General features: G+C 61.5%; 19 protein-coding genes and 1 pseudogene. 7 read left to right on the top strand and 13 right to left on the bottom strand.

Features of this window, described 5'->3' with window-relative positions:
• Window positions 1–35 precede the first annotated feature (35 nt).
• The 5 genes from urtE to urtA form a co-directional block, all read right to left on the bottom strand.
• Window positions 36–728, bottom strand: a complete 693-nt coding sequence (gene urtE / locus VFE81_RS00665; RefSeq protein WP_325042759.1) for an urea ABC transporter ATP-binding subunit UrtE — start codon at window positions 726–728, stop codon at window positions 36–38.
• Window positions 729–784: 56 nt separating this feature from the next.
• Complete coding sequence (urtD, locus tag VFE81_RS00660; protein ID WP_325042743.1) at window positions 785–1,648, bottom strand: urea ABC transporter ATP-binding protein UrtD; 864 nt, start codon at window positions 1,646–1,648, stop codon at window positions 785–787.
• On the bottom strand, window positions 1,645–2,829 hold the full coding sequence (gene urtC, locus VFE81_RS00655) for an urea ABC transporter permease subunit UrtC (RefSeq protein WP_325042742.1): 1,185 nt from the start codon (window positions 2,827–2,829) through the stop codon (window positions 1,645–1,647). The genes urtD and urtC overlap by 4 nt, the downstream gene beginning before the upstream one ends.
• 1 nt (window position 2,830) lies before the next feature.
• Entirely contained in the window at window positions 2,831–4,495 is a 1,665-nt protein-coding gene (gene urtB / locus VFE81_RS00650; RefSeq protein ID WP_325042758.1) for an urea ABC transporter permease subunit UrtB, read from the bottom strand.
• 105 nt (window positions 4,496–4,600) lie between these two features.
• Window positions 4,601–5,899 (bottom strand): urea ABC transporter substrate-binding protein, encoded by a 1,299-nt coding sequence (urtA, locus tag VFE81_RS00645; RefSeq protein ID WP_325042741.1) that lies wholly within the window; start codon window positions 5,897–5,899, stop codon window positions 4,601–4,603.
• A gap of 318 nt (window positions 5,900–6,217) precedes the next feature.
• Between urtA and VFE81_RS28910 the strand changes: the two are divergent.
• A pseudogene (locus VFE81_RS28910) lies at window positions 6,218–6,393 on the top strand (aspartate aminotransferase family protein); the annotation flags it as partial.
• A gap of 100 nt (window positions 6,394–6,493) precedes the next feature.
• Here the strand turns inward: VFE81_RS28910 and VFE81_RS00635 are convergent.
• The 7 genes from VFE81_RS00635 to VFE81_RS00605 all read right to left on the bottom strand — a co-directional run bounded on the left by VFE81_RS00635 (window position 6,494) and on the right by VFE81_RS00605 (window position 13,297).
• A complete protein-coding gene (locus tag VFE81_RS00635; RefSeq protein ID WP_325042740.1) occupies window positions 6,494–8,005 on the bottom strand; it encodes a DUF3443 domain-containing protein in 1,512 nt (503 codons plus the stop codon).
• A gap of 29 nt (window positions 8,006–8,034) precedes the next feature.
• The gene (locus tag VFE81_RS00630; protein ID WP_325042739.1) at window positions 8,035–8,484 is read right to left on the bottom strand and encodes a DUF2844 domain-containing protein; all 450 of its coding nucleotides are present in this window, start codon (window positions 8,482–8,484) and stop codon (window positions 8,035–8,037) included.
• A gap of 155 nt (window positions 8,485–8,639) precedes the next feature.
• A complete protein-coding gene (locus VFE81_RS00625; protein ID WP_325042738.1) occupies window positions 8,640–9,929 on the bottom strand; it encodes a DUF3443 domain-containing protein in 1,290 nt (429 codons plus the stop codon).
• A 32-nt stretch (window positions 9,930–9,961) separates the two neighbouring features.
• On the bottom strand, window positions 9,962–10,438 hold the full coding sequence (locus tag VFE81_RS00620; RefSeq protein ID WP_325042737.1) for a DUF2844 domain-containing protein: 477 nt from the start codon (window positions 10,436–10,438) through the stop codon (window positions 9,962–9,964).
• A 261-nt stretch (window positions 10,439–10,699) separates the two neighbouring features.
• A complete protein-coding gene (locus VFE81_RS00615) occupies window positions 10,700–12,247 on the bottom strand; it encodes a TolC family outer membrane protein (protein WP_325042736.1) in 1,548 nt (515 codons plus the stop codon).
• Window positions 12,248–12,261: 14 nt separating this feature from the next.
• Entirely contained in the window at window positions 12,262–12,585 is a 324-nt protein-coding gene (locus tag VFE81_RS00610) for a rhodanese-like domain-containing protein (RefSeq protein WP_028200548.1), read from the bottom strand.
• A 58-nt stretch (window positions 12,586–12,643) separates the two neighbouring features.
• Window positions 12,644–13,297: a protein-L-isoaspartate O-methyltransferase family protein gene (locus VFE81_RS00605; RefSeq protein ID WP_097391616.1), complete on the bottom strand. Its 654-nt coding sequence runs from the start codon at window positions 13,295–13,297 to the stop codon at window positions 12,644–12,646.
• 337 nt (window positions 13,298–13,634) lie between these two features.
• On the opposite strand from VFE81_RS00605, the gene VFE81_RS00600 reads away from it, so the two are divergent.
• From VFE81_RS00600 to VFE81_RS00575, 6 genes are all read left to right on the top strand, one after another.
• Window positions 13,635–14,678, top strand: coding sequence for a LacI family DNA-binding transcriptional regulator (locus VFE81_RS00600; RefSeq protein ID WP_325042735.1), 1,044 nt, complete (start codon window positions 13,635–13,637; stop codon window positions 14,676–14,678).
• Between the two features lie 3 nt (window positions 14,679–14,681).
• Window positions 14,682–16,169 (top strand): sugar ABC transporter ATP-binding protein, encoded by a 1,488-nt coding sequence (locus VFE81_RS00595; RefSeq protein WP_325042734.1) that lies wholly within the window; start codon window positions 14,682–14,684, stop codon window positions 16,167–16,169.
• Window positions 16,150–17,163, top strand: coding sequence for an ABC transporter permease (locus VFE81_RS00590; RefSeq protein ID WP_325042733.1), 1,014 nt, complete (start codon window positions 16,150–16,152; stop codon window positions 17,161–17,163). The genes VFE81_RS00595 and VFE81_RS00590 overlap by 20 nt, the downstream gene beginning before the upstream one ends.
• A 195-nt stretch (window positions 17,164–17,358) precedes the next feature.
• Window positions 17,359–18,321, top strand: coding sequence for a substrate-binding domain-containing protein (locus VFE81_RS00585; protein ID WP_325042732.1), 963 nt, complete (start codon window positions 17,359–17,361; stop codon window positions 18,319–18,321).
• Window positions 18,322–18,400: 79 nt separating this feature from the next.
• A complete protein-coding gene (locus VFE81_RS00580) occupies window positions 18,401–19,450 on the top strand; it encodes a sugar phosphate isomerase/epimerase (RefSeq protein WP_325042731.1) in 1,050 nt (349 codons plus the stop codon).
• Between the two features lie 84 nt (window positions 19,451–19,534).
• Window positions 19,535–20,692, top strand: coding sequence for a Gfo/Idh/MocA family oxidoreductase (locus tag VFE81_RS00575; RefSeq protein WP_325042730.1), 1,158 nt, complete (start codon window positions 19,535–19,537; stop codon window positions 20,690–20,692).
• 37 nt (window positions 20,693–20,729) lie between these two features.
• Here the strand turns inward: VFE81_RS00575 and VFE81_RS00570 are convergent, their stop codons facing one another.
• A complete protein-coding gene (locus VFE81_RS00570) occupies window positions 20,730–21,365 on the bottom strand; it encodes a J domain-containing protein (protein WP_325042729.1) in 636 nt (211 codons plus the stop codon).
• Window positions 21,366–21,517: the final 152 nt, after the last annotated feature.

Below are 21,517 nucleotides of genomic sequence, written 5' to 3'. Positions count from 1 at the left end.
GAGAATAGCATGCTGCATCGCCGCGCCGATTCGCGTCAGACGGCGATCAGCGCCCGCACGCCATCCACGTCCATGTTGGCGCCTTCACCGCCCGCGACGATTTCACCGCGGCTCATGACCCAATACCGATCGGCGATCTCTTTGGCGAAGTCGTAATACTGTTCGACGAGCAGCACAGTCATGCCCATTTCTTCAACCAGCTGACGCAACGTGCGGCCGATGTCCTGAATGATCGACGGCTGGATGCCTTCGGTGGGTTCATCGAGGATGAGTAATTGCGGATCGCTCATCAACGCGCGGCCGATCGCGAGCTGTTGTTGCTGACCGCCGGAGAGGTCGCCTCCGCGGCGGCTGCGCATATCCTTCAGGACTGGGAACAGTTCGTAGATGCGGTCCGGGATCTTCTTCGGGGCTTTCTTGCTGGCCGCGCCGACCAGCAGGTTTTCTTCGACAGTCAGTCTAGGGAAGATGTCGCGGCCTTGCGGGACGTAGGCGAGGCCTTTTTCTACACGCGAGTAGGTCGGAAGCTTGATGATCGGTGTGCCGCGCCAGGCGATCGAGCCGCTTTTCGTCTGGACGACGCCCATCAGGCATCTGAGTAAGGTCGTTTTGCCCACGCCATTGCGGCCCAGCAGCACGGTGAGCTTGCCGTCAGGCACGGTGAGTTTCACATCCCGGAGGATGTGGCTGCCGCCGTAGTACTGGTTCAGGTTTTCTACTTCTAGCATATCGGTCGATCCTTGAGTTCTGGTGGCTTGTTGCGGCCGTGGTTTGATTGCGGCCATTACCGCCCGAGATAAGACTCGATCACCGTCTCATCTCTCTTCACCTCATCAAGTGTGCCGTGGGCGAGAACACGCCCTTCGGCCATCACCGTCACCTTTCCCTTCTCACCCGAAAGAGCCGCCACAAACTCCATGTCGTGCTCAACAACCATCATCGAACACGTCCCACGCAGGTGATTGAGCAACTCAGCCAACTGCATGGTCTCGTCATCGGTCATACCGGCCGCGGGCTCATCGAGTAACAACAGCGCTGGCTGCTGCATCAGCAACATCCCGATCTCGAGCCGCTGCTTTTGCCCATGCGACAACTCGCCGGCAAGCCGCCGCGCCTCGCTTTCCAAACCGATCAACGCCAACGTCTCTTCAATTCGCGCTTGCGCGTCGCGATCCAACCGTGCACGTAACGAAGCCCACCATCCCTTGTCGGCCTTCATCGCCAACTCAAGGTTCTCCCACACGGGATGTTGCTCAAAAACGGTCGGCTTCTGAAACTTGCGCCCAATGCCCGCACGGGCAATCGAAGGCTCATTCATCCGCGTCAAATCGATCGACTGCCCAAGAAAAACGTTGCCGGAATCCGGCTCGGTTTTCCCGGTGATGACATCCATCATCGTCGTCTTGCCAGCGCCATTCGGACCTATGATGCACCGCAATTCGCCCGCGTTGATCGACAAGGTCAACGCATTCAACGCGCGAAATCCATCGAAACTCACGGTCACGTCTTCAAGGTACAGGATCGTCCCGTGCGAAATATCGATCTCACCCGGCACCACCACGTGTCCCATGCTCGCGACGCCGCTCAACGACCGTTCGGCAGGCTCTTCAGGCAATGCAAGATCAGGAACCATCGGGTTTTCGTTCATGAACGGTTCCTCTTGCGCATGACCATTTCGATCAGCCCCATGATGCCGTTCGGCAACAATAGCGGGACCAGCACGAAAATCAGGCCAAGGAAGAACAGCCAGTATTCAGGGAAGTTCGCGGTAAAAAAGCTCTTCGCGCCGTTCACCGCAAACGCGCCGATGATCGGTCCGATCAAGGTGCCGCGTCCGCCCACCGCGACCCAGATCGCCATTTCGATCGAGTTGCCCGGCGACATCTCGCCCGGATTGATGATGCCGACCTGCGGCACATACAACGCGCCGGCAATCCCGCACAAAATCGCGGATACCGTCCACACGAACAGCTTGTATGCGAGCGGGCTGTAGCCGAGGAACATCAAGCGCGTCTCGCCGTCGCGTACCGCTGTGACCACGCGGCCGAGCTTCGACGTGACGATTGCCCGCGCGCCGATGAAGGCCAGAATCAACACGGCAAACGTGATCAGCAGAAGGACAGTGCGCGTGCCCGGATGCGTAATCGGAAACCCGCCAATGCGCTTGAAGTCGGTAAAGCCGTTGTTGCCGCCGAAACCCGTTTCATTGCGGTAAAACAGCAGCATGGCGGCAAAAGTCATCGCCTGCGTGATGATCGATAGATACACGCCCTTCACCCGCGAGCGGAACGTGAAGAAGCCAAAGACCCACGCGACAACGGCGGGCACCAGCACCACCAGCAGCAACGCATAACCGAGATGCTGCGTGCCTTGCCAGTACCACGGCAGTTGGTGCCAGTCGAGAAACACCATGAAGTCGGGTAGATCGCTGCCGTATTTACCTTCGTGGCCGATCGAGCGCATGAGGTACATGCCGATCGCGTAGCCGCCCAACGCAAAGAACAACGCGTGTCCCAGGCTCAGAATGCCGCAATAACCCCACACGAGATCGAGTGCCAGCGCGGCAATTGCGTAGCACATAAACTTGCCGGTGATCGTCATCGCGTAAGCGGACAAATGCAGCGCGCTCGTCTCGGGCACCACCAGGGTGGCGAACGGAACGCCGAGACCGAACACGATGATCAGTGCGATCAGCGCAAGCCATGCGTGGCGCGACAGCAATGCGGGACGCGGCGGCAAGCCAAGCGCGAAGCCGGACTGCACTTCGCGTCCGGCAGCCGCGCCTCTGCTCGCTGCGCCGACCTGGGCCGATGAGGTAGCAGATGTCATCTCATGCCTCCGCGCTACGGCCCTTGAGGGCGAACATGCCCTGCGGACGCTTCTGGATGAACAACACGATCAGCACGAGCACGGCGATCTTCGCGAGTACGGCGCCCCAGAACGGCTCGATCGCCTTGCTGACGAGCCCGAGACCGAAGCCGCCGATCACCGTGCCGGCGAGTTGGCCGACGCCGCCGAGCACCACGGCCATAAATGAATCGATGATGTAGCTCTGGCCGAGGTCCGGGCCCACATTGCCGATCTGCGACAGCGCGCAGCCACCCAGGCCTGCAATGCCCGCGCCGAATGCGAACGCGTACGAATCGACGCGCGCGGTCTTCACGCCGACGCACGCCGCCATGCGCCGGTTTTGTGTGACGGCTCGCACGAACAGACCCAGGCGTGTTTTAGTCAGGACAGCCCATGCAATCCCGACGACGATCAGCGAAAACGCCAGAATCGCCAGGCGGTTGTACGGCAGGATCAGATTCGGCAGGACGGTCACGCCGCCGCTCATCCACGCGGGATTGATCACCTGGACGTTCTGCGCGCCGAACAGCATGCGCGTCGCCTGAATCAGGATCAGGCTGACGCCGAAGGTGGTCAGCAGGGTTTCGAGCGGACGGCCGTACAAATGCTTCAACACAAGACGTTCGAGCACGATGCCGACCAGCCCAGCGGTGGCGAATGACGCCGGCACCGCGAGCAGCGGATACCAGTCGAACGCACCCGGCGCGAAACGCTGGAACAGGTTCTGCACCACGTAGGTGGCGTAGGCGCCGATCATCAGGAACTCGCCGTGCGCCATGTTGATGACGCCAATCAGCCCGTACGTGATCGCGAGACCGAGTGCGGCGAGCAGCAGTACGCTGCCGAGCGACAAGCCCGCGAACAGCGTGCCGGCGATCTGGCTGCGGCGCTGGATCGAATCGAGTTCGTCGATGCCCTTTTGCGCGGCGGCACGGACGCGATCATCGGCTTCGTTGAAGGTGCCGTCCGGCTTCTTCGCGACGAGCGGCCGCAGCAGTTCGTTCATGTCGAGATCGTGGCGCGCGGCGACCAGTTGCACGGCTTCGAGACGCTTGGCCGGGTCGGCGTCGTGCAATGCGGTCATTGCCCACAGCGTGTCGAGGCGTTTCTTCAGCGCCGGGTCGGTTTCCTTGGCACGTGCGGCGTCGACGAGCGGTTTGATCGACGGATCGGGGTTTTGCAGCAGCGCGGTGATGGCGGCGTCGCGTGTGGCGACGTCGGGCGAATCGAGTTGCAGGCCCGAGAGTGCGCCCGCTACTTTCGAGCGCAGCAGGTTGTTCAGGGTGACCGGCTGCGCGTCGCCCGCGGCGACCGTTTTGCCGGTGACGGCATCGCGTGCGGTGTCGCCGTCTTGCAGCAGCACGGCGCCGGAATCGGTGGCGAGCGCGCTGTCTTCGGAAAGGGCTTTGAGGACCGCGAGTGATTCTTTGTCGTGATTGGCAATCAGCTTGTCGACTGCCGCGGATTTTGCATCGAAGTCGTCGCCGGCGAGCGGCGCGACATCGGCCGGGGTGAGCGCAAGGGCGGTAAGCGGCGCGCTAACGATAAGCGCGAGCGCGAGGCCGCCGATACTGCGTCGTGCGAATTTCGGAAATGAAAACGCCATGATGGCCTTTGAAGAAAAACCGGCGAGGCGGCGCGGCATCGCAGTCATGCACCGGTACCGCGCCGTTGTCTTGCGTCTTGCAGTGTCCTGTCGGGCAGAGCAGCGGTTGTTTGACCCCGGCTCTGTCCAGGTTCAGGTTTAGGTTCAGGCAACCCGCGAACGCTTCAGGAATGCCGGAATCGAACTGACCACATCCGGCTTGCTCGAATTGCCGGCGATGAACGGGCTCCACGGCTGCGCGCGAATCGCGGTCTTGGTCCGCCACACCACGTTGAACTGACCGTCGGCACGCACTTCGCCGATCATCACAGGCTTGTGCAGATGGTGGTTGCCGTCCATTTCGAGCGTGAAGCCCGACGGCGCTGCAAACGTCTGACCGACCATCGCCACACGCACTTTGTCCACGTCCGTGCTCTTCGCTTTCTCGACGGCCTGCTTCCACATATGGATGCCGACGAAGGTCGCTTCCATCGGGTCATTGGTCACGCGCTTGGTGCCGCCCGGCAGGTTGTTGTCCTTGACCCATGCGGCCCATTGCTTCTTGAACTTCTCGTTGGTCGGGTTGCGCAGCGACATGAAGTAGTTCCATGCCGCGAGATTGCCGACCAGCGGCTTGGTATCGATGCCGCGCAGTTCTTCTTCGCCGACCGAGAACGCGACCACCGGCACGTCGGACGCCTTCAACCCCTGGTTGCCGAGTTCCTTGTAGAACGGCACGTTCGAGTCGCCGTTGACGGTCGAGATCACTGCGGTTTTGCCGCCCTGCGAGAAGGTCTTGATGTTCGCGACGATGGTCTGATAGTCGCTGTGGCCGAACGGCGTATAGACCTCCTGGATATCGGCCTCCTGCACGCCTTTCGACTTGAGGAACGAGCGCAGGATCTTGTTGGTCGTGCGGGGGTACACATAGTCGGTACCCAGCAGGAAGAAGCGCTTGGCGCCGCCGCCTTCCGCGCTCATCAGGTATTCGGTTGCCGGAATCGCCTGCTGATTCGGCGCGGCGCCCGTGTAGAACACGTTGCGCGACATTTCTTCGCCTTCGTACTGCACCGGGTAGAACAGCAGGCCGTTCAGTTCCTCGAACACCGGCAGCACCGACTTGCGCGACACCGACGTCCAGCAGCCGAACACGACGGCGCACTTTTCCTGGGTGATCAACTGGCGCGCTTTTTCGGCGAACAACGGCCAGTTCGACGCCGGGTCCACGACCACCGGCTGCAGTTGGCGGCCCATGACGCCGCCGTTCTTGTTGATGTCCGCGATGGTCATCAGCGCGGTGTCTTTGAGCGATGTCTCCGAGATCGCCATCGTGCCGGACAAGGAATGCAGAACGCCTACTTTGATGGGACCGCTACCCGACTGGGCATTCGCAAATGGGATCTTGCTGGCCAGCGCCAGTGCGCCTGACATCGAACCAAATTTCAACAGACTGCGACGTTTCATGTGCATCCCCTTGCCATTGATGGTGAGTGTTTATGGGCGTCGATTTCAGCCAGGAGGGCTTATCCTGCATGACTTGCCGCTTGTGTACTGCAAGGCACATGCCATGCGGCAATTTCGACTTGAAGTCTGCGTCTTACGTGCTGCGACGCGGTGATGCGTCATCTCAGTTATGCGTAACGCGGCTCAGAATTGGTGCAGGAGCAGGGCGTGCGCCTCGTTCAGGTGCGTGTCGCGCCGCAACGAAGCGTGTCGATCGGCCAGCGGGCGTCGGCGGTGCATGACCGCCGCCCCTTTGTGCATGCGCCCGGCGATCTCAAGCACATCTACTTCGTGAACTCGGGTTCGGAAGCCGTGGATACCGTGTTGAAGATCGCGTTGGTTTACCACCGCTCGGGTGGCGAAGGGCAGCGCACGACGTTTAGCGGACGTGAGCGCGGATATCACGGTGCGGGCTTCGGTGGAATTTCGGTGGGGGATATGCGCCGAACCGCAAGACGCTGCTTTTCCAACGCAAGACCTGCTAGTGCAAGAAAAAAGGCCGACGCCTTGCGGCGCCGACCTTTTTGTTTATCGCATGGATGCTGCTCTCGATGATCAGAAAGCGATGAATGGTCCCGCTTGCTTGCCGATCATCACGTTGTTGAGCACCGTGTAGACGTTGCGACCGAAGAAGAATGGCAAGCCCCAGAGGAACATTCCCGCCGATGGCGAGCCAAGGCTGTCGTAGGCCGCATACTGACTCGCCAGCAAGCTCCAGCCGTTGGCCAGTGAGAATGGCACGGTGATCGGCATGGCGGCCTTGTCGACGCCCGTCAGGATGGCGGACAGGCTGAGTGTGGTTGACGGCGTATACCAGTCACCCGAATAGGGAACCGTGTAATCCGCAAAGATGTTCGCATTGGAGCCGCTGTCGATAGCGCTCGAATACGAACGACTCTTGTACGTGGTCTGGAAGTAGCCGCTCTGATCGAGCGCCACGATATTCGGGTTCGACGGCATCGCATTGTTCGACTGGGTGCCGATGCCGAACACCAGTTCACCCGTGGCACTCAACTGACCGCCCGCGGGCAACGCAGGCAGGCGGATGATCGTGCCGTTGTTGTCGGAGGTGAAGTTGGCCACCGGATTCATGACCTGCGTATCGAGCGGCACGCGCGTGTTCGTGCACGACGTCGCGGACGTGCAGTAATAGTAAGCTGCAGGTAAGACGGTTTGTGCCGCAGCCGGATAGTCGCGTTGTGCCGGGCCGATGCCGAGCACGCCGTTAGCGCCGAGCGCAGATACGGTACCGAGGTTGTTGACGCCGCGCGAAACGCAATCCGACGGCGTGGCATACGTGCCGTCGGCGATCACCTGCACGGGCAGATTGCCCGCCGTTTTGCCGCCGATCGTTACGTCGGCCCGTTTGATCGGCCCCCACGTGTATCCCGAGCCGAACGCCGCGCATTCGGCGATCGGCGCATTGCCGGACGGGTCATTGGAGGCGCCCGATTGTGCGGGCAAGCGGCCGGCAAGTGCCGGGCCCAATGCGCTTGCCAGGACTCGCACACCGACCGAGCCAGTATCCAGCTGCATGTGGTCGATGGTTGCGCATTGCGTGCTGCCCTGTACGCCAGGGATGCAAAGCGTGACGCTCACGTACGGCATGTTGGCGTAATTCCCCGTCCAGCGCTCGACGGTGATCGGGACGGTGTTGACGTCGGCGACCGGGGTTGGGGTGGGTGTTGGAGTAGGACTCGGCGTGGGCGTGGGCGTGGGCGTCGGAGTCGGCGTTGGACTCGGAGTAGGTGTTGGACTCGGAGTGGGAGCAGGCGTCGGAGTAGGCACCGGGCTCGGCGTCGGCGTCGGCGTGGGAGTCGGAGTCGGTGTCGGTGTCGGTGTCGGTGTGGGGCTCGGCCCCGGACTCGGCGTAGGCGTAGGCGTCGGACCCAGAGCCGGCGAGGGCGTCGGGGCAGGACTCTGAGTCGGCGTAATCGGCGCCGGATTGTCGTTGTTCTTCGTCGCGTTCGGGTCGCCGTTGTCGCCACCACCCCCGCCGCCGCAAGCCGATAGCGCCATGCTAGCCGTCAGAAGCGCGAAGCAAAGCGTCTTGTTGAAAGTTTTCATGTTTGTATTCCGTGAATCGATGCGCCGCTTCACTGCAGTTCGTCCATGCGAACGTTGGCGGGGACGAGGCGTGGCAAATACGCCTTGCCGAAAAAATGCCCGGGTCGTCCTGCGGATTCAACGTGGAAGCCGCTGTTGTGTTCGATCAACGGACCGGTGCCACGCGCATGTGCCTGACCCGCCGAGGCGAAGTTGGGGAGATAGCTGCCGAGCAGAGCGCTCATATCCGGACGCACGGGTCCCTGCCACGTGACGGCAAACACGACATTGGTTGGCAACACGTATTCGCGGATCGTGACGCCGTCGGCATCGCGCGATTCACGCACGGTATAAGCCGCAGCAGCAGGGGAGGAATTAGGGGTGGTTGAGCGGAGCAACGTCTGCGGGGCCGAGCCCGTAGCCGGTGCGCCGCCCAACGCCGCATACGACGCGAGCGGCAACAGTGCCGCAGCAGCCAGCGCGATCTTTACAAATCTCATCACATTGCTCCAAAAAAGGTCGGAGCATGTTGCCTGCGGGCGATTAATGAGAGTGCGGGAAAAATCCTAACGGTGAGTAGGAAATGCCGACATGAGCCGCTTTAATATCGCGCTGTGCTTGGGAGACGACGCTTCGCGGCGCCGCCTCCCAGTCATCAGAACGCGACGAACGGTCCGCTCTGCTTGCCTATCGTGCTGTTGCCGATCGCCGTGTATACGCTGCGCCCGTAGAAGAATGGCAGCCCCCAGAGGAACATCCGATATTTGGATTGATACCAGCCGATATTGTCGTAAGCGGCGTACCCGTTGGCCATCATGTTGGCGGCGTTGCCGATCGTGAAGGGTACGTTGACGGGTATGCCTTTCCCGTCGGTGGCTTCCATTGTTGCGGCCAGGTCGAGTGCGGTGGAGGGCGTGTACCAGTTCGATGTGGTGGGAATCGAATCGTCAAGAAATGCGAACCCATTGGTGCCGCTATCGATCGCGCTCCAGTTGAACACTTGACCTTGGTACTGAGTCGTGAACTCGCCGTATTCATCTACTCCCAGGATGTTGACATTCGCCGGCAACGCGTTGTTCTGTTGTGTGCCGATGCCGAATACCAGTTCGCCGGTGACGTTCGCCTGGCCGCCCGAGGGCAGCTTCGGCAAGCGGATGATCGTGCCGTTGTTATCGCTGGGGAAGGCGGCGACAGGATTCATCACTTCTTTGCTGATCGACATACGCGTGCTGAAACACGCGTTCGCTGCCGTGCAATAGTAGTAATTTCCCGGCAGCGCGGTGGTCAGCGCGTCTTTCGAGTCATGCGTGCCGTGGCCGATGCCGAGAATACCGTTGGCGCCAAGTTTTGCGACGGTACTGAGGTCGGGGCCCCCGTGCGCAACGCAGTCCGCCGGGATCGCATACGCACCATCGCCTACTAACTGGATTGGAATATTGCTTGCCGTCCGGCTGCCGATTTTGATGTCGGCGCGCTTTACCGAGCCCCATGTGATACCAGAGCCGAACGGCATGCATTCGGCGATCGGTGCGAAGCCGGTTGCATCGTCGAGGGCACCTGCTTGCGTGAGCAACTGAGAACCCAATGTCGGGAGCGCGCTGGCCATAATGCGCACGCCCACCGAGCCGGTATCGACCAGCATGCGGTCGATCGTTGTGCACTGGCTGGCGCCTTGCGTGCCGGGGACGCACACGGTGATCGTCGTCGAAAGCATGTTGATGCTGCCCATCGAATTGTCGACGAGAATCGGCACCGTATTGCTCTTGTCGCTGGATGTATTTCCCGAATTGCCGGAGCCGTCCGGTTTGCTTATCCAGTCAGGCGTGGCATTCCAGCCGATGGAATTGCTGCCTTGACTGCTGTTTTCACCGCCGCCGCTGCATGCGGCAAGTGTCACGCTGGCGACAGTTGCGACGACCCAGAACGCTTTGTTAAATGTTTTCATATTTGTGTTTTCCGTGAAATCGGCACGTCGCCTCACCGCAGATCGTTCAAGCGCACATGGGCCGGCATCAGGCGCGGCAGATACGCTATACCGAAGAAATGGCCCAGACGGCCAGCCGATTCGATGCGGAAATCACCGTTGCTTTCGATGAGGGGGCCGGTGCCACGCGCTCGGCTCTCACCGGCGCTGACGTAGTTGGGGAAATAGCTGCCGAGCAGCACCGTCATATCTGGCCGTATCGGTCCTTCCCAGGTGACGGCGAACACGACATTGCTGGGCAGCACGTATTCACGGATCGCAACGCCGTTGGCGTCGCGCGACTCGCGCACGGTATAGGGTGCCGCGGCGGTTGGGCTGGACGTGCCCGTGGTGGAAGCGGCGGCAGACTGCGGCGTAGCGTGCAGCATCGTCGGAGAGGGCGAACTGGCGCTCGGTGCGCCGCCCAACGTTGCGTGCGAGGCGACCGGCAACAGCGCAGCGGCCAACATCGCAATCTTCAAAATTCTCATCACACTGCTCCCCCAAAAATAGTCGGAGCATGGTGCCCGGCCAATGCTCAGGAAACCGTAGGAAATTTCTGCAGTGGCAACGGGAAGGGTCGCAATGAAAGGAAGGTGTCAGGGGTACAAACCGTCCCGCGCTGAAAAAGCGCGCAAGACAACGGATGCCAGCACGTAGCGACGGGCAGCAAGCAGCATACGCGCGCAACGAATGAAGCGTTGCGCAGGCAGAAAGTCAATCAGGGAACGAAAAAGAGTAAGCGAACCGGCTTACTGCGGCGCCGTCACATTCGGCATAGCCCTTCGCCCGAGCTTGCCCGCTGCGCCTTTGGCCGCGACACCCGGATGCGGCACCGTCGGCACCTGCGGAAGCGCGGTCAACGAACCATCGTCGACCGGCGACAGCAGCGCGCTCAACTGCAGCACGTCTTGATCAGTGAGATTGGCGGTCGATGCCTTCAGCTTGAGACTATTGATCAGCGTGTCATAACGCGCCTTCGCCAGATCGCGACGCGCCGAAAATAGTTGATCCTGCGCGTTGAGCACATCGATATTGATCCGCACGCCGACCTGATAACCGAGCAGGTTCGATTCGAGCGACGTGTTCGCCGACCGCTCCGCGGTCTGCAGTGCGCGCACCTGTGCAAGTCCGCTCACCACGCCGAGAAACGCCTGCCGCGCCGATAGCGCCGCGTTGCGCCGAGCGGTATCGAGATCGGCGGCCGCCTGATCTTCTAGCGCGAGCGTCTGACGTACACGGCTTTGCGTCGCGCCGCCTGCAAAGATCGGAATCGTGACCTGCACGCCGATTGTGCTGTTCGTGTACGACGACCCCAGGTTGCCCAATTCCGCGGCGAGCGCCGGCGTGCCGGGCGCGGGCGTATTCGCGCCGCTGCCGAAGCCGCCACCGAAATTACCGCCAAAATTACCCGCGCCGGCCGCGCCAAGACTACTGCGCGAGCGGCTCGCCACCAGGTCGACGGTCGGCAGATGGCCGGCTTTGGCTTTCGACGTCTCGCGTTGCGCGCTATCCAGCGCGATCTGCTTCAGCACGACCTGGTAGCTCCCGTCGGTGGCCGCATCGACCCACAAATTGATGTCGGCGGGCACGGGAGGTGGCAGCGGTGCGCCGGCAACCAGTCCATCCACCTGCTCGACGGGGTGCCCGACAATCTGCTGCAACGCCGCCAGCTTCACAGCGAGATCGTTCTGCGCGGCAATTTCCTGCGAGATCGCCTGATCGTATTTCGCCTGGGCTTCGTTGGTATCGGTGATCGTCGCGTTGCCGACTTCGAATGAACGTTTCGCCGATTCGAGCTGCTGCGCGATCGACGCTTTCTGCGAGCGCACAATCGCGAGGCTGTCCTGTGAGGAGAGCGCGTCGAAGTAAGCCTGGCCGAGCCGCACGATCAGGTCCTGACGGGCCTGCGCAAACGACGCCTGCGCTGAATCTACCGCGAGCTTACCCTGCGCATAGCCGTACCAGCTATCGACATGAATCAGCGGCTGCGTGAGCGAAATCGTGTAGCCATTGCTGTTGCCGTAGGACGCAGGAAAACCGCCGCCGAAATCGGTGTTCTGGCGATTCGCGGTGAGCGATGCGGAGACTTGCGGCAGCAGTTTGGCGCGGGCCAGCGGCAACTCTTCGCTATTGGCGGCGAGCGCCGCGCGCGCGCTTTGCAACTGCGCGTCGTTCGAGAGTGCTTCGTCGTAAAGCTGGGAGAGGCCGACGGCGTGCGCAGTGAGCGGAAAAAACGCGAGAACGGCGCAATGAAGCGCCAGAGCGGCCGCGAGGACCGGCACCCGCTGACGAATCATCGCGACCCGTGCGACTAGTAGGTAGGAACGGACGGATCGACCTGACGCGACCACGCGTCGATCCCGCCTTGCAGATTGAAGACGTTGGTGTGGCCGCGCGATTCGAGGAACATCGCGACCTGGGCGCTGCGCGCGCCGTGATGGCACACGCAGACGATTTGCGCGTCGTCGTCGAGCTCTTCGCTGCGCGCGGGAATTTCACGCATCGGGATCGACACGGCACCGGCGATCGACGCCGTCTGGATTTCCCACGGTTCGCGCACGTCGAGCAGCACAGGCGCAGGGCGCGATTGATCGGCGAGCCATTCGGCGAGCGCGGGAGCGGTCAGATTTTGCATCAGCAGGACATCCAGTTCAGAGGACGGCGGCGCGCCAGCCGTACAGATAAACGGTGAATTAAAACTTGAAGCGCGGCGGCTGCACAGCGTTGATCAGCGGCTCGACATAAGTTTCGAATACGTCGGCGATGCGGTATTGCTTCTCGTCGATCCGCGTAATGATCTGCGCCTTCATGACCGGCGCGGTGCCGACGAAAGCCGCCAGACGGCCGCCGACCTTCAGATGTTCGAGGATTTCCTGCGGCAGCACCGGCAAGCCGCCCGACACGCAGATCACGTCGTATGGTGCAGCGTTGGCCCAGCCGCGCGAGGCGTCACCGGTGACGACTTCGGCATTCAGCACGCCGTTGGCGATCAGGTTGTTCTTCGCCAGTTCCGCGAGTTCCGGTTCGATGTCGACCGTCAGCACGTGCTGCGCGCGGTGCGCAAGCAGAGCGGCCATGTAACCCGAGCCGGCGCCGATTTCGAGCACGCTTTCGTGTTTCTTCACCGCCAGTTCCTGCAGCACGCGCGCTTCGACGCGCGGCGCCAGCATGTGCTGGCCGGCCGGCAGCGGCACTTCGAAGTCGACGAAGGCCAGATCGCGGTAGACGGTGGGGACGAAGTTTTCACGCTTGACGATCGAGAGCAGATTCAGCACGTCCTGGTCGAGCACTTCCCAGGGGCGGATCTGCTGTTCGATCATGTTGAAACGCGCTTGCTCGATGTTCATGGTGGATTCGGCAGTGTGGTTTGGCGAGTTTGCAATTCTTTGCCACTGGCCGGCGGCCTTGGGGTACAACTCCGGGGTACAACCTGGAATGCAGGCCACGGCAGGGTAACTGCGGGATTGTACCAAATGACGGCGCGAATCCGCGCCGTCGCGGGCAGTTCGCCGCAGGCCCGTACCTTGAGCCGCCTTTCGCCGTACGCGCCCGACCCCGTGTTAATCCCTAGCGATCTGTCCTTGCGATTCCTGCCTCCATGGCGCAAGAATGTAATCGATTACATTTTTGAGGCAAATTCACTTGTCCAAGTCGTTGCCCAAAGCTGCCCCCGCGAAATCGAAGATGCCCCCGCAGCCTGAGGTTCAGCCGCTGCGGCCGGCCGAAGGCCTTTCGATTGCCCAAGTGGCGGAGCAGGCGGGCGTCTCGGTGGCGACCGTGTCGCGCGTGCTGAACGGCCACGAGAACGTGCGGCCTGCCACGCGCGACAAGGTATTGGCGGCCGTTGACGCCAGCGGCTATCGCGTCAACGAACTTGCGCGCAATCTGCGCACCGCCGAAAGCCGCCTGCTGCTGACGATGGTGCCCGACGTCGGCAACCCTTTCTACGCGGAGATCGTGCGCGGCATCGACAGCGTGGCGCGCCAGCACGGCTATTTCATGCTGCTATGCGACACGGGCGCCGATCCGGGTCGCGAGCGCAGCTATTTCGACTTGCTGCGCCGCCGCCGCGCGGATGGCGCGATCTGCCTCGATCCCGCCACCATCCAGCAGGCGCTCGGCGAGGCATCCAGCGCGCTGCCCTGGGTCGCGTGCTGCGAGTTCGATCCGGCAATGGGCGTGCCGTACGTCGGCATCGACAACTATCGGGCGGCGGGCGACGCGGTGCGGCATCTGCTCGCGCGCGGTCATCGGCGCATCGGGCTGATCAATTCGGATGTCGACTACCTGTACGCGCGGCAGCGTCAGCAAGGCTATCTGGACGCATTGATCGAAGCGGGCATCACGCCGGACGAGCGTTGGCGCATGAACCTGAACAGTCTCGACTACGAAGCGGGCGCATCGGCGGCGGCCTTGCTGATGCAGCAGTCTCATGCACCCAACGCGGCGCCGAGCGCGATCTTCGCGGTCTCCGACACACTGGCGATCGGCGTGATCCACGGCTTGCGCAGTGTCGGCAAGCGCGTGCCGGACGATGTCGCGGTGGTCGGCTTCGACGATATTTCGCTCGCCGCGCAAATCGATCCCCCACTCACTACCATCGCCCAGCCGATGCGCGAACTCGGCGAAACCGCCGCGCGTCTCCTGCTGCAACGGCTCGCGAATCCGTTGGCCAATGTGCCAGGCGTGCTGCTGCCGCATCGGCTCGTGATTCGCAGGAGCGCGTAACTCATGAGCCTCGCCATCCGTTTCGACGATATCCGCAAAGACTTCGGGCCGGTGCGCGTGCTGCACGGTGTGAGCTTCGAACTGGCGCCGGGGCGCATCTACGGTTTGCTTGGCGAGAACGGCGCGGGCAAGTCGACGCTGATGAAAATCCTCGCGGGCTACGAAACGGCGACCTCGGGCACCTTGCTGGTCGACGGCCACGCGCAGCAGTTCATCGGTTCACGCGACGCGGAAGCGGCCGGCATCGTGCTGATTCACCAGGAGTTCAATCTCGCCGAGCATCTGACGATCGCGCAGAACATGTATCTCGGCCATGAAAAAAAGCGCGGCTGGTTCGTCGACGATGCCGCAATGCGTGCCGAGGCGGCGCGTTTTCTCGCGCAGGTCGGCCTGGAGAAAGCGCCGGATACGAAAGTGCGCGGATTGATCGTCGCGGAAAAGCAGATGGTGGAGATCGCCAAGGCGCTGTCGCGCCGCGCGCGTTTGCTCATCATGGACGAGCCGACCGCCACACTGACGCCGTCCGAAACCGAACGCCTCTTCACGCTGATGGCGAAGCTGAAAGCCGACGGCGTGACCATCGTCTATATCTCGCACAAGCTGGATGAAGTCGAGCGCATCACCGACGAAGTGATCGTGATGCGCGACGGCCGCTTCGTCGCGCGCAGCGAAACGGCGGGGCTCGCGCGGCAACAGATGGCGAATCTGATGGTTGGGCGCGACGTGTCCGATATGTTCCCCGACAAGATTACCGTGCCTACCGACGCGCCGATCGCGTTGAAAGTAGAGGGCCTTGCTGTACCGAATTGGGTCGAGGACCTGAGCTTCGACGTTCGCGCCGGCGAAGTGCTTGGTTTCGCGGGCCTTGTCGGCGCGGGCCGCACCGAAGCGTTCGAAGCGATCATCGGCCTGCGCAAACGCACGGCGGGCCGCATTGAGATCGCCGGCCGCCGGGCCGATCTGAAAAGCCCGCGCGACGCAATGCGCCACGGCCTCACGTACCTGAGCGAAGACCGCAAAGGCAAAGGCCTGCATGTGAATCTGAGCCTGCAGGACAACGTCACGCTGATGACGCTCGAACGCTACGCGCATCCCTTGCTCGATATGAAAGCGGGGCGCGTGGCGCTGACCCAGGCCGTCAGCGACTTCGGCATTCGCACGGGCGATCTGTCGAGCCGCGCGCGCATGCTCTCCGGCGGTAATCAGCAGAAGCTCGCGCTCGCCAAGTTCCTGCAGCCCGATCCGAACGTGATCGTGCTCGACGAGCCGACTCGCGGCGTCGACGTCGGCGCGAAACGCGACATCTATTTCCTGATCCATCGTCTCGCCGCGCAAGGCCGCGCGGTGATCGTCATTTCATCCGAACTGATCGAGCTGATCGGCCTCTGCCATCGCGTTGCCGTGATGCGCGCGGGACGCCTGCAAACCACGCTCACGCTCGAACATCTGACCGAAGAGGAGTTGATCGCCCATGCGACCGGCACCCACTGAAGCCGTCCAGTCCGGCCGCGCATTGCGCTTCGCGCATCGTCTGTATGCACTCGGGCCACTCGTTGGGCTGATCGTGCTGTGCATTGTCGGCACGCTGCTCAACCGCGATTTCGCGACGCTCGACAACATGATGAACGTGCTCACGCGCACGTCGTTCATCGGCATCATCGCGGTCGGCATGACCTTTGTGATCATTTCGGGCGGCATCGATCTGTCGGTCGGATCGATGGCGGCGCTGATCGCGGGCAGCATGATCTGGCTGATGAACGGACTCGCTGCCGGTATCGGCGGCCATACGCTCGCGCCCTTGCTGATTCTGACGCTCGGCATTGTGTTCGCTCTGGTGCTCGGCGGTTTGTTCGGCTGCGCACACGGTCTGTTGATTACCAAAGGACGTATCGAGCCGTTCATCGTCACACTGGGCACGTTGGGGATTTTTCGCGCGGTGCTGACGTGGCTCGCGGATGGCGGCGCGCTGACTCTGGATAACTCGTTGTCCGACTTGTATGGGCCGGTTTACTACGCGAGCTTCTTCGGCGTGCCGGTCCCGATCTGGGTATTCCTTGTGGTTGCAGCAGGTGGCGCGCTGATCCTCAATCGCACCGCGTTTGGCCGCCATGTGCAGGCGATTGGTTCGAACGAACAGGTCGCACGCTACGCCGCGATTCGCGTCGATACCGTGAAGATCGTCACCTATGTACTGCTCGGCATCTGCGTCGGCGTGGCGACGGTCCTGTACGTGCCGCGGCTCGGTTCGGCTACGCCGACCACCGGCTTGCTCTGGGAGCTTGAAGCGATTGCTTCCGTGGTGGTGGGTGGCACAGCGCTGAAGGGCGGCGAAGGGCGTGTGATTGGCACGGTGATCGGCGCGATTCTGCTTTCGGTGATCGCCAACATTCTGAATCTGACCAGCATCATCAGCGTGTATCTGAACGCGGCGGTGCAGGGCGTGGTGATTATCTTCGTCGCGTTCGTGCAGCGTGGACGGCGGTAGGCAGTAGATGTGGGCTTCAAATGGAGAGACGGCAAGTTCGAGAATCGGGGCGCATGAACGCCTCATAAACGCAACGATGTTGCATGGGACCGGAGCAGGCGCTAAAGCGCCAACTCTGATCGACTCGCAACTATGTTGCATGGGACCGGAGTAAGCGCTGAAGCGCTAACTCCGGTCGACACAGGAGACAGAACCATGAAGCAGGTCATTCGAGCGGTCGGCGCCGGCATGCTGGCGTTGGGAATACTGGGCACGGCTGGCGTTGCCCGTGCCGATGAAAAAGTCACACTGGGCGTCGCGATTCCGACAGCCGACCATGGCTTTACGGGCGGCATCGTCTGGTGGGCGAACAAGGCAAAAACTGATCTGGAGAAAGCGCATCCGGATCTGAAGGTGATCGTGAAGACTGCGGCCGGCGCGCCCGAACAGGCGAACCAGTTGCAGGATCTGGTGACGGTGAACAAGATCAATGCGCTGGTGATTTTCCCGTTCGAATCGGCCTCGCTCACACAGCCGGTCGCGCAGGTGAAGAAGAAGGGCGTGTACGTGACGGTAGTCGATCGTGGTCTGACCGACACCAGCGCACAGGACGCCTACGTTGCGGGCGACAACACCGCGTTCGGCAAAATCCCCGCCGAGTATCTGGCCAAGGAACTGGGCGGCAAAGGCAACATCGTCGCGCTGCGCGGCATTCCGACCACGCTCGACAACGAACGCTGGACCGCATTCACGAACGTGATCAAGAACTATCCGGAGATGAAAATCCTCGACGGCAAGTACGCGAACTGGAATCGTGACGACGCGTTCAAGGTGATGCAGGACTATCTCACGCGCTTCAAGCATATCGACGCAGTCTGGGCCGCCGACGACGACATGGCCGTAGGTGTTCTCAAGGCGATCGAGCAGGCCAGGCGTACCGACATCAAGATCGTGTTCGGCGGCGCGGGTTCGAAGGGCATGGTGAAGAATGTGATGGACGGCGCACCGATGATCAAGGCGGACGTGTCGTACTCGCCGAAATTCATCTACGACGCGATCAAGCTCACTGCCGAAGCGCGTCTGAAGGGCGACAAGCTGCCGCCGACTACGATCATTCCGTCGGTGCTGATCACGAAGGAAAACGCGCAGCAGTTCTATTTTCCCGACTCGCCGTTCTGATCCCGGGCATCGGGAGCGCGCTTGCTATTTCTCTGTCGTAGAGGCATGACAGGCGCGCCATAGTTCGAGGAACCGTACGATGAAAACCATCAAAGGGCCGGCGATCTTTCTCGCTCAATTCATGGGCGACGAGGTGCCGTTCGACAGCCTCGCGCATCTGGCGGGTTGGGCGGCGAGCCTCGGTTTCAAGGGGATTCAGGTGCCGTGCGATACGCGTCTGATCGATCTCGATCAGGCAGCTGCGAGCCAGGCGTATTGCGACGCGTTGCGCGAGGTCGCGGAAGATGCGGGGGTGACGATCACCGAACTGTCGACGCATCTGCAAGGGCAACTTGTCGCCGTGCATCCGGCTTATGACGCGTTGTTCGACGGTTTTGCGGCGCAGCATGTACGCGGCAATCCTGCTGCGCGCACGCAGTGGGCGATCGAGCAGATGAAGCTCGCAGCGAAGGCTTCGCAGCGCTTAGGTCTCGATACGCACGTGTCGTTTTCCGGCGCACTGGCGTGGCCGTATCTGTACCCATGGCCGCAGCGTCCGGCAGGTTTGATTGAAGCGGCGTTCGAGGAACTCGCGCGCCGCTGGACGCCGATTCTCGATGCGTTCGACGAAGCCGGCGTCGATGTGTGCTACGAACTGCATCCGGGTGAGGACCTGCACGATGGCGTGACTTTCGAGCGCTTTCTGCAAGCAGTGAAGCAACACCCGCGCGCGAACATCCTCTACGATCCGAGCCATTTCATCCTGCAGCAACTCGACTACCTCGCCTTCATCGACATCTATCACGAACGCATCAAGGCGTTTCATGTGAAGGACGCGGAGTTTCGTCCGAACGGCAGGCAAGGCGTGTATGGCGGCTATAGCGGCTGGGTCGAACGTGCGGGGCGTTTCCGATCGCTTGGCGACGGGCAGATCGATTTCGGTGCGATTTTCTCGAAGATGGCGCAATACGATTTTCCGGGCTGGGCGGTGCTGGAGTGGGAGTGCGCGCTGAAGCATCCACAGGACGGCGCGCGCGAAGGCGCGGAGTTCATTCGACGGCACATCATTCGTGTGGCCGAGCATGCCTTCGATGATTTCGCGGGCAGCGGCGTGGATGCGGCGCAGCTAAAACGCGTGCTTGGCATTTGACTGCGAACCGAAGGCGCGTCGATTGAAGGTCGACTTCGAGTTGACGGTGAATCGAATGAAGCAGATCGCAACGGAGTGAATGCGATGCCACAAAGAAGACTCAGGCTCGGCATGGTCGGCGGCGGGCAGGGCGCGTTTATCGGAGCGGTGCATCGGATCGCCGCGCGGCTCGACGATCGGTTCGAACTGGTCGCGGGCGCGTTGTCGTCCGATCCGCAGCGTGCGCGAGCGAGCGCCGCGGAAGCCGATATTGCGCGCAGCTATGCAGACTGGCGCGAGATGGCGCGCGCCGAAGCCGCTCGCGCCGACGGTATCGATGCGGTCGCGATCGTCACGCCGAATCATCTGCATGCGCCTGTGGCTACGGCTTTTCTCGAAGCGGGCATCCATGTGATATGCGACAAACCGCTGGCGATTTCGTTGGCGGAAGGCGAGGCGTTGGCGAAGCTCGCCCGCGAGAAGAACAAGTTGTTCGCGCTGACACACACGTATTCAGGCTATCCGCTCGTGCGTCATGCTCGCGAGCTTGTCGAAAAAGGTGAGCTTGGCGAAATACGCGTGGTGCAAGTCGAATACGCGCAGGACTGGCTGGCTGAACCGATAGAAACGAGCGGCACGAACAAACAGGCAGGCTGGCGTACGGATCCATTGTTGGCGGGTCCTGCCGGCTGTCTTGGTGATATCGGCACGCATGCCTATCATCTCGCTGCCTTCATCACGGGCATGACGCCGTCGTCGCTATCGGCCGAGTTGCGTACGTTCGTACCTGGACGCCGTATCGACGACCACGTGCAGGCGATGCTGCGCTATCCAAATGGCGCGCGCGGCATGTTATGGGCAAGTCAGGTGGCGAGCGGTGCGGAGAACGCTTTACGTCTTCGGGTTTATGGCACGAAGGCCAGCTTGAGCTTCGATCAGGAGAATCCGAACGAATTGTGGTTCACGCCGCTGGGTGGATCGGCTGAACGTCTCACCAGAGGACGCGTTAAAAGCGCGATCGCCGCGCACGCGACGCGCGTGCCGCCGGGGCATCCCGAAGGTTATCTGGAAGCGTTCGCGCAGTTGTACAAAGACGCGGCGTCGCAGATTGAAGCGCTGGATTCTGGCCGCGCGTTGCCTGCCGAAAGTCTGTTACTTACTACGGTGGATGACGGTGTGGCGGGCCTGCGGTTTATTGAGGCCGTGCTGGCAAGCAGTGCGGTAGATGGACAGTGGCGCGACATAAAACCTGGTTGCCCATGAACACGTGGCGCGCACGCCCTACGGCGAAGGGAGCGATTCAACTCCAGCGTCGCCTGGTTTTCAACCAGGCTTTGAGTGTGCCGAGGTCATGGAACTCCACCAGATCGTACTCGAGCGAATTGATCTGTTCCTGCAGCATAGAAACGTCCTCCGTCAGCCCGTACATTGCCTTCTTCGGTGTGATGGAAGCCATCGGGTCGAGCCCGTAGCGTTCCTTGAACGTCATTTCGGCAAACATAATTTCGTCGTCGAGTTCGCCTACCTGTTCCTTCAGTATCTTGTTGTAATGCTTGAGCCGGTCTTCGCTAAGATTATCGATCGCGTTCTGATCGATGTGTTCCAGTTCCAGCTGCAATTCGAGCAAATGCAGCAGGTTGTTCTTGCTGTAGGCCTCGTTGACGCGTTGCATCAGGGCGGTTTTCCGTTTGCGTTCCTCTGGATCGCTTTCGCGATCGGGATGCAACGCGCTGGCCAGCTTACGATACACCTCGCGAATCGACCGGCTCAGTTGCGCTTCTTCTTCCGCGCGGCGCGTTTCGGCCGCCAGCTGCTTCGCCGTCTTCTTTTTCGGGGCGCTTCGCGCCTGGCGCGCCTGATGTTCCGCCGCTTGCTCAGCGTCGTCCTGTTCGATATGCGCCTGAAGGCGATCCAGAACTTCATCGGGCGAATTCATGTCGATGTCGTCTAGTGTCCTGAGTTAAAAATTCATTGAAAGATGCCGATCACGTACTAAAGTGTTCTGTGTAGCACTTGATACGCGGAGGCAACGATGAGTGGACGGTCCAAAGGGGAACTCGTGCTGAGCGATTCTGAGCGCGAAGACCT

Source organism: Paraburkholderia sp., from assembly GCF_035656215.1.
GTDB lineage: Bacteria > Pseudomonadota > Gammaproteobacteria > Burkholderiales > Burkholderiaceae > Paraburkholderia.
The sequence above is the reverse complement of the archived record's forward strand: the minus strand, read 5'-3'. Positions and strand labels throughout refer to the sequence as shown.

Bases quoted from the DNA above. Each gene is read 5' to 3' on its own strand.
- urtE (WP_325042759.1), bottom strand. From the start codon at position 728: ATGCTAGAAGTAGAAAACCTGAACCAGTACTACGGCGGCAGCCACATC.
- urtD (WP_325042743.1), bottom strand. From the start codon at position 1,648: ATGAACGAAAACCCGATGGTTCCTGATCTTGCATTGCCTGAAGAGCCT.
- urtC (WP_325042742.1), bottom strand. From the start codon at position 2,829: ATGACATCTGCTACCTCATCGGCCCAGGTCGGCGCAGCGAGCAGAGGC.
- urtB (WP_325042758.1), bottom strand. From the start codon at position 4,495: ATGCCGCGCCGCCTCGCCGGTTTTTCTTCAAAGGCCATCATGGCGTTT.
- urtA (WP_325042741.1), bottom strand. From the start codon at position 5,899: ATGAAACGTCGCAGTCTGTTGAAATTTGGTTCGATGTCAGGCGCACTG.
- VFE81_RS00635 (WP_325042740.1), bottom strand. From the start codon at position 8,005: ATGAAAACTTTCAACAAGACGCTTTGCTTCGCGCTTCTGACGGCTAGC.
- VFE81_RS00630 (WP_325042739.1), bottom strand. From the start codon at position 8,484: ATGAGATTTGTAAAGATCGCGCTGGCTGCTGCGGCACTGTTGCCGCTC.
- VFE81_RS00625 (WP_325042738.1), bottom strand. From the start codon at position 9,929: ATGAAAACATTTAACAAAGCGTTCTGGGTCGTCGCAACTGTCGCCAGC.
- VFE81_RS00620 (WP_325042737.1), bottom strand. From the start codon at position 10,438: ATGAGAATTTTGAAGATTGCGATGTTGGCCGCTGCGCTGTTGCCGGTC.
- VFE81_RS00615 (WP_325042736.1), bottom strand. From the start codon at position 12,247: ATGATTCGTCAGCGGGTGCCGGTCCTCGCGGCCGCTCTGGCGCTTCAT.
- VFE81_RS00610 (WP_028200548.1), bottom strand. From the start codon at position 12,585: ATGCAAAATCTGACCGCTCCCGCGCTCGCCGAATGGCTCGCCGATCAA.
- VFE81_RS00605 (WP_097391616.1), bottom strand. From the start codon at position 13,297: ATGAACATCGAGCAAGCGCGTTTCAACATGATCGAACAGCAGATCCGC.
- VFE81_RS00600 (WP_325042735.1), top strand. From the start codon at position 13,635: ATGCCCCCGCAGCCTGAGGTTCAGCCGCTGCGGCCGGCCGAAGGCCTT.
- VFE81_RS00595 (WP_325042734.1), top strand. From the start codon at position 14,682: ATGAGCCTCGCCATCCGTTTCGACGATATCCGCAAAGACTTCGGGCCG.
- VFE81_RS00590 (WP_325042733.1), top strand. From the start codon at position 16,150: ATGCGACCGGCACCCACTGAAGCCGTCCAGTCCGGCCGCGCATTGCGC.
- VFE81_RS00585 (WP_325042732.1), top strand. From the start codon at position 17,359: ATGAAGCAGGTCATTCGAGCGGTCGGCGCCGGCATGCTGGCGTTGGGA.
- VFE81_RS00580 (WP_325042731.1), top strand. From the start codon at position 18,401: ATGAAAACCATCAAAGGGCCGGCGATCTTTCTCGCTCAATTCATGGGC.
- VFE81_RS00575 (WP_325042730.1), top strand. From the start codon at position 19,535: ATGCCACAAAGAAGACTCAGGCTCGGCATGGTCGGCGGCGGGCAGGGC.
- VFE81_RS00570 (WP_325042729.1), bottom strand. From the start codon at position 21,365: ATGAATTCGCCCGATGAAGTTCTGGATCGCCTTCAGGCGCATATCGAA.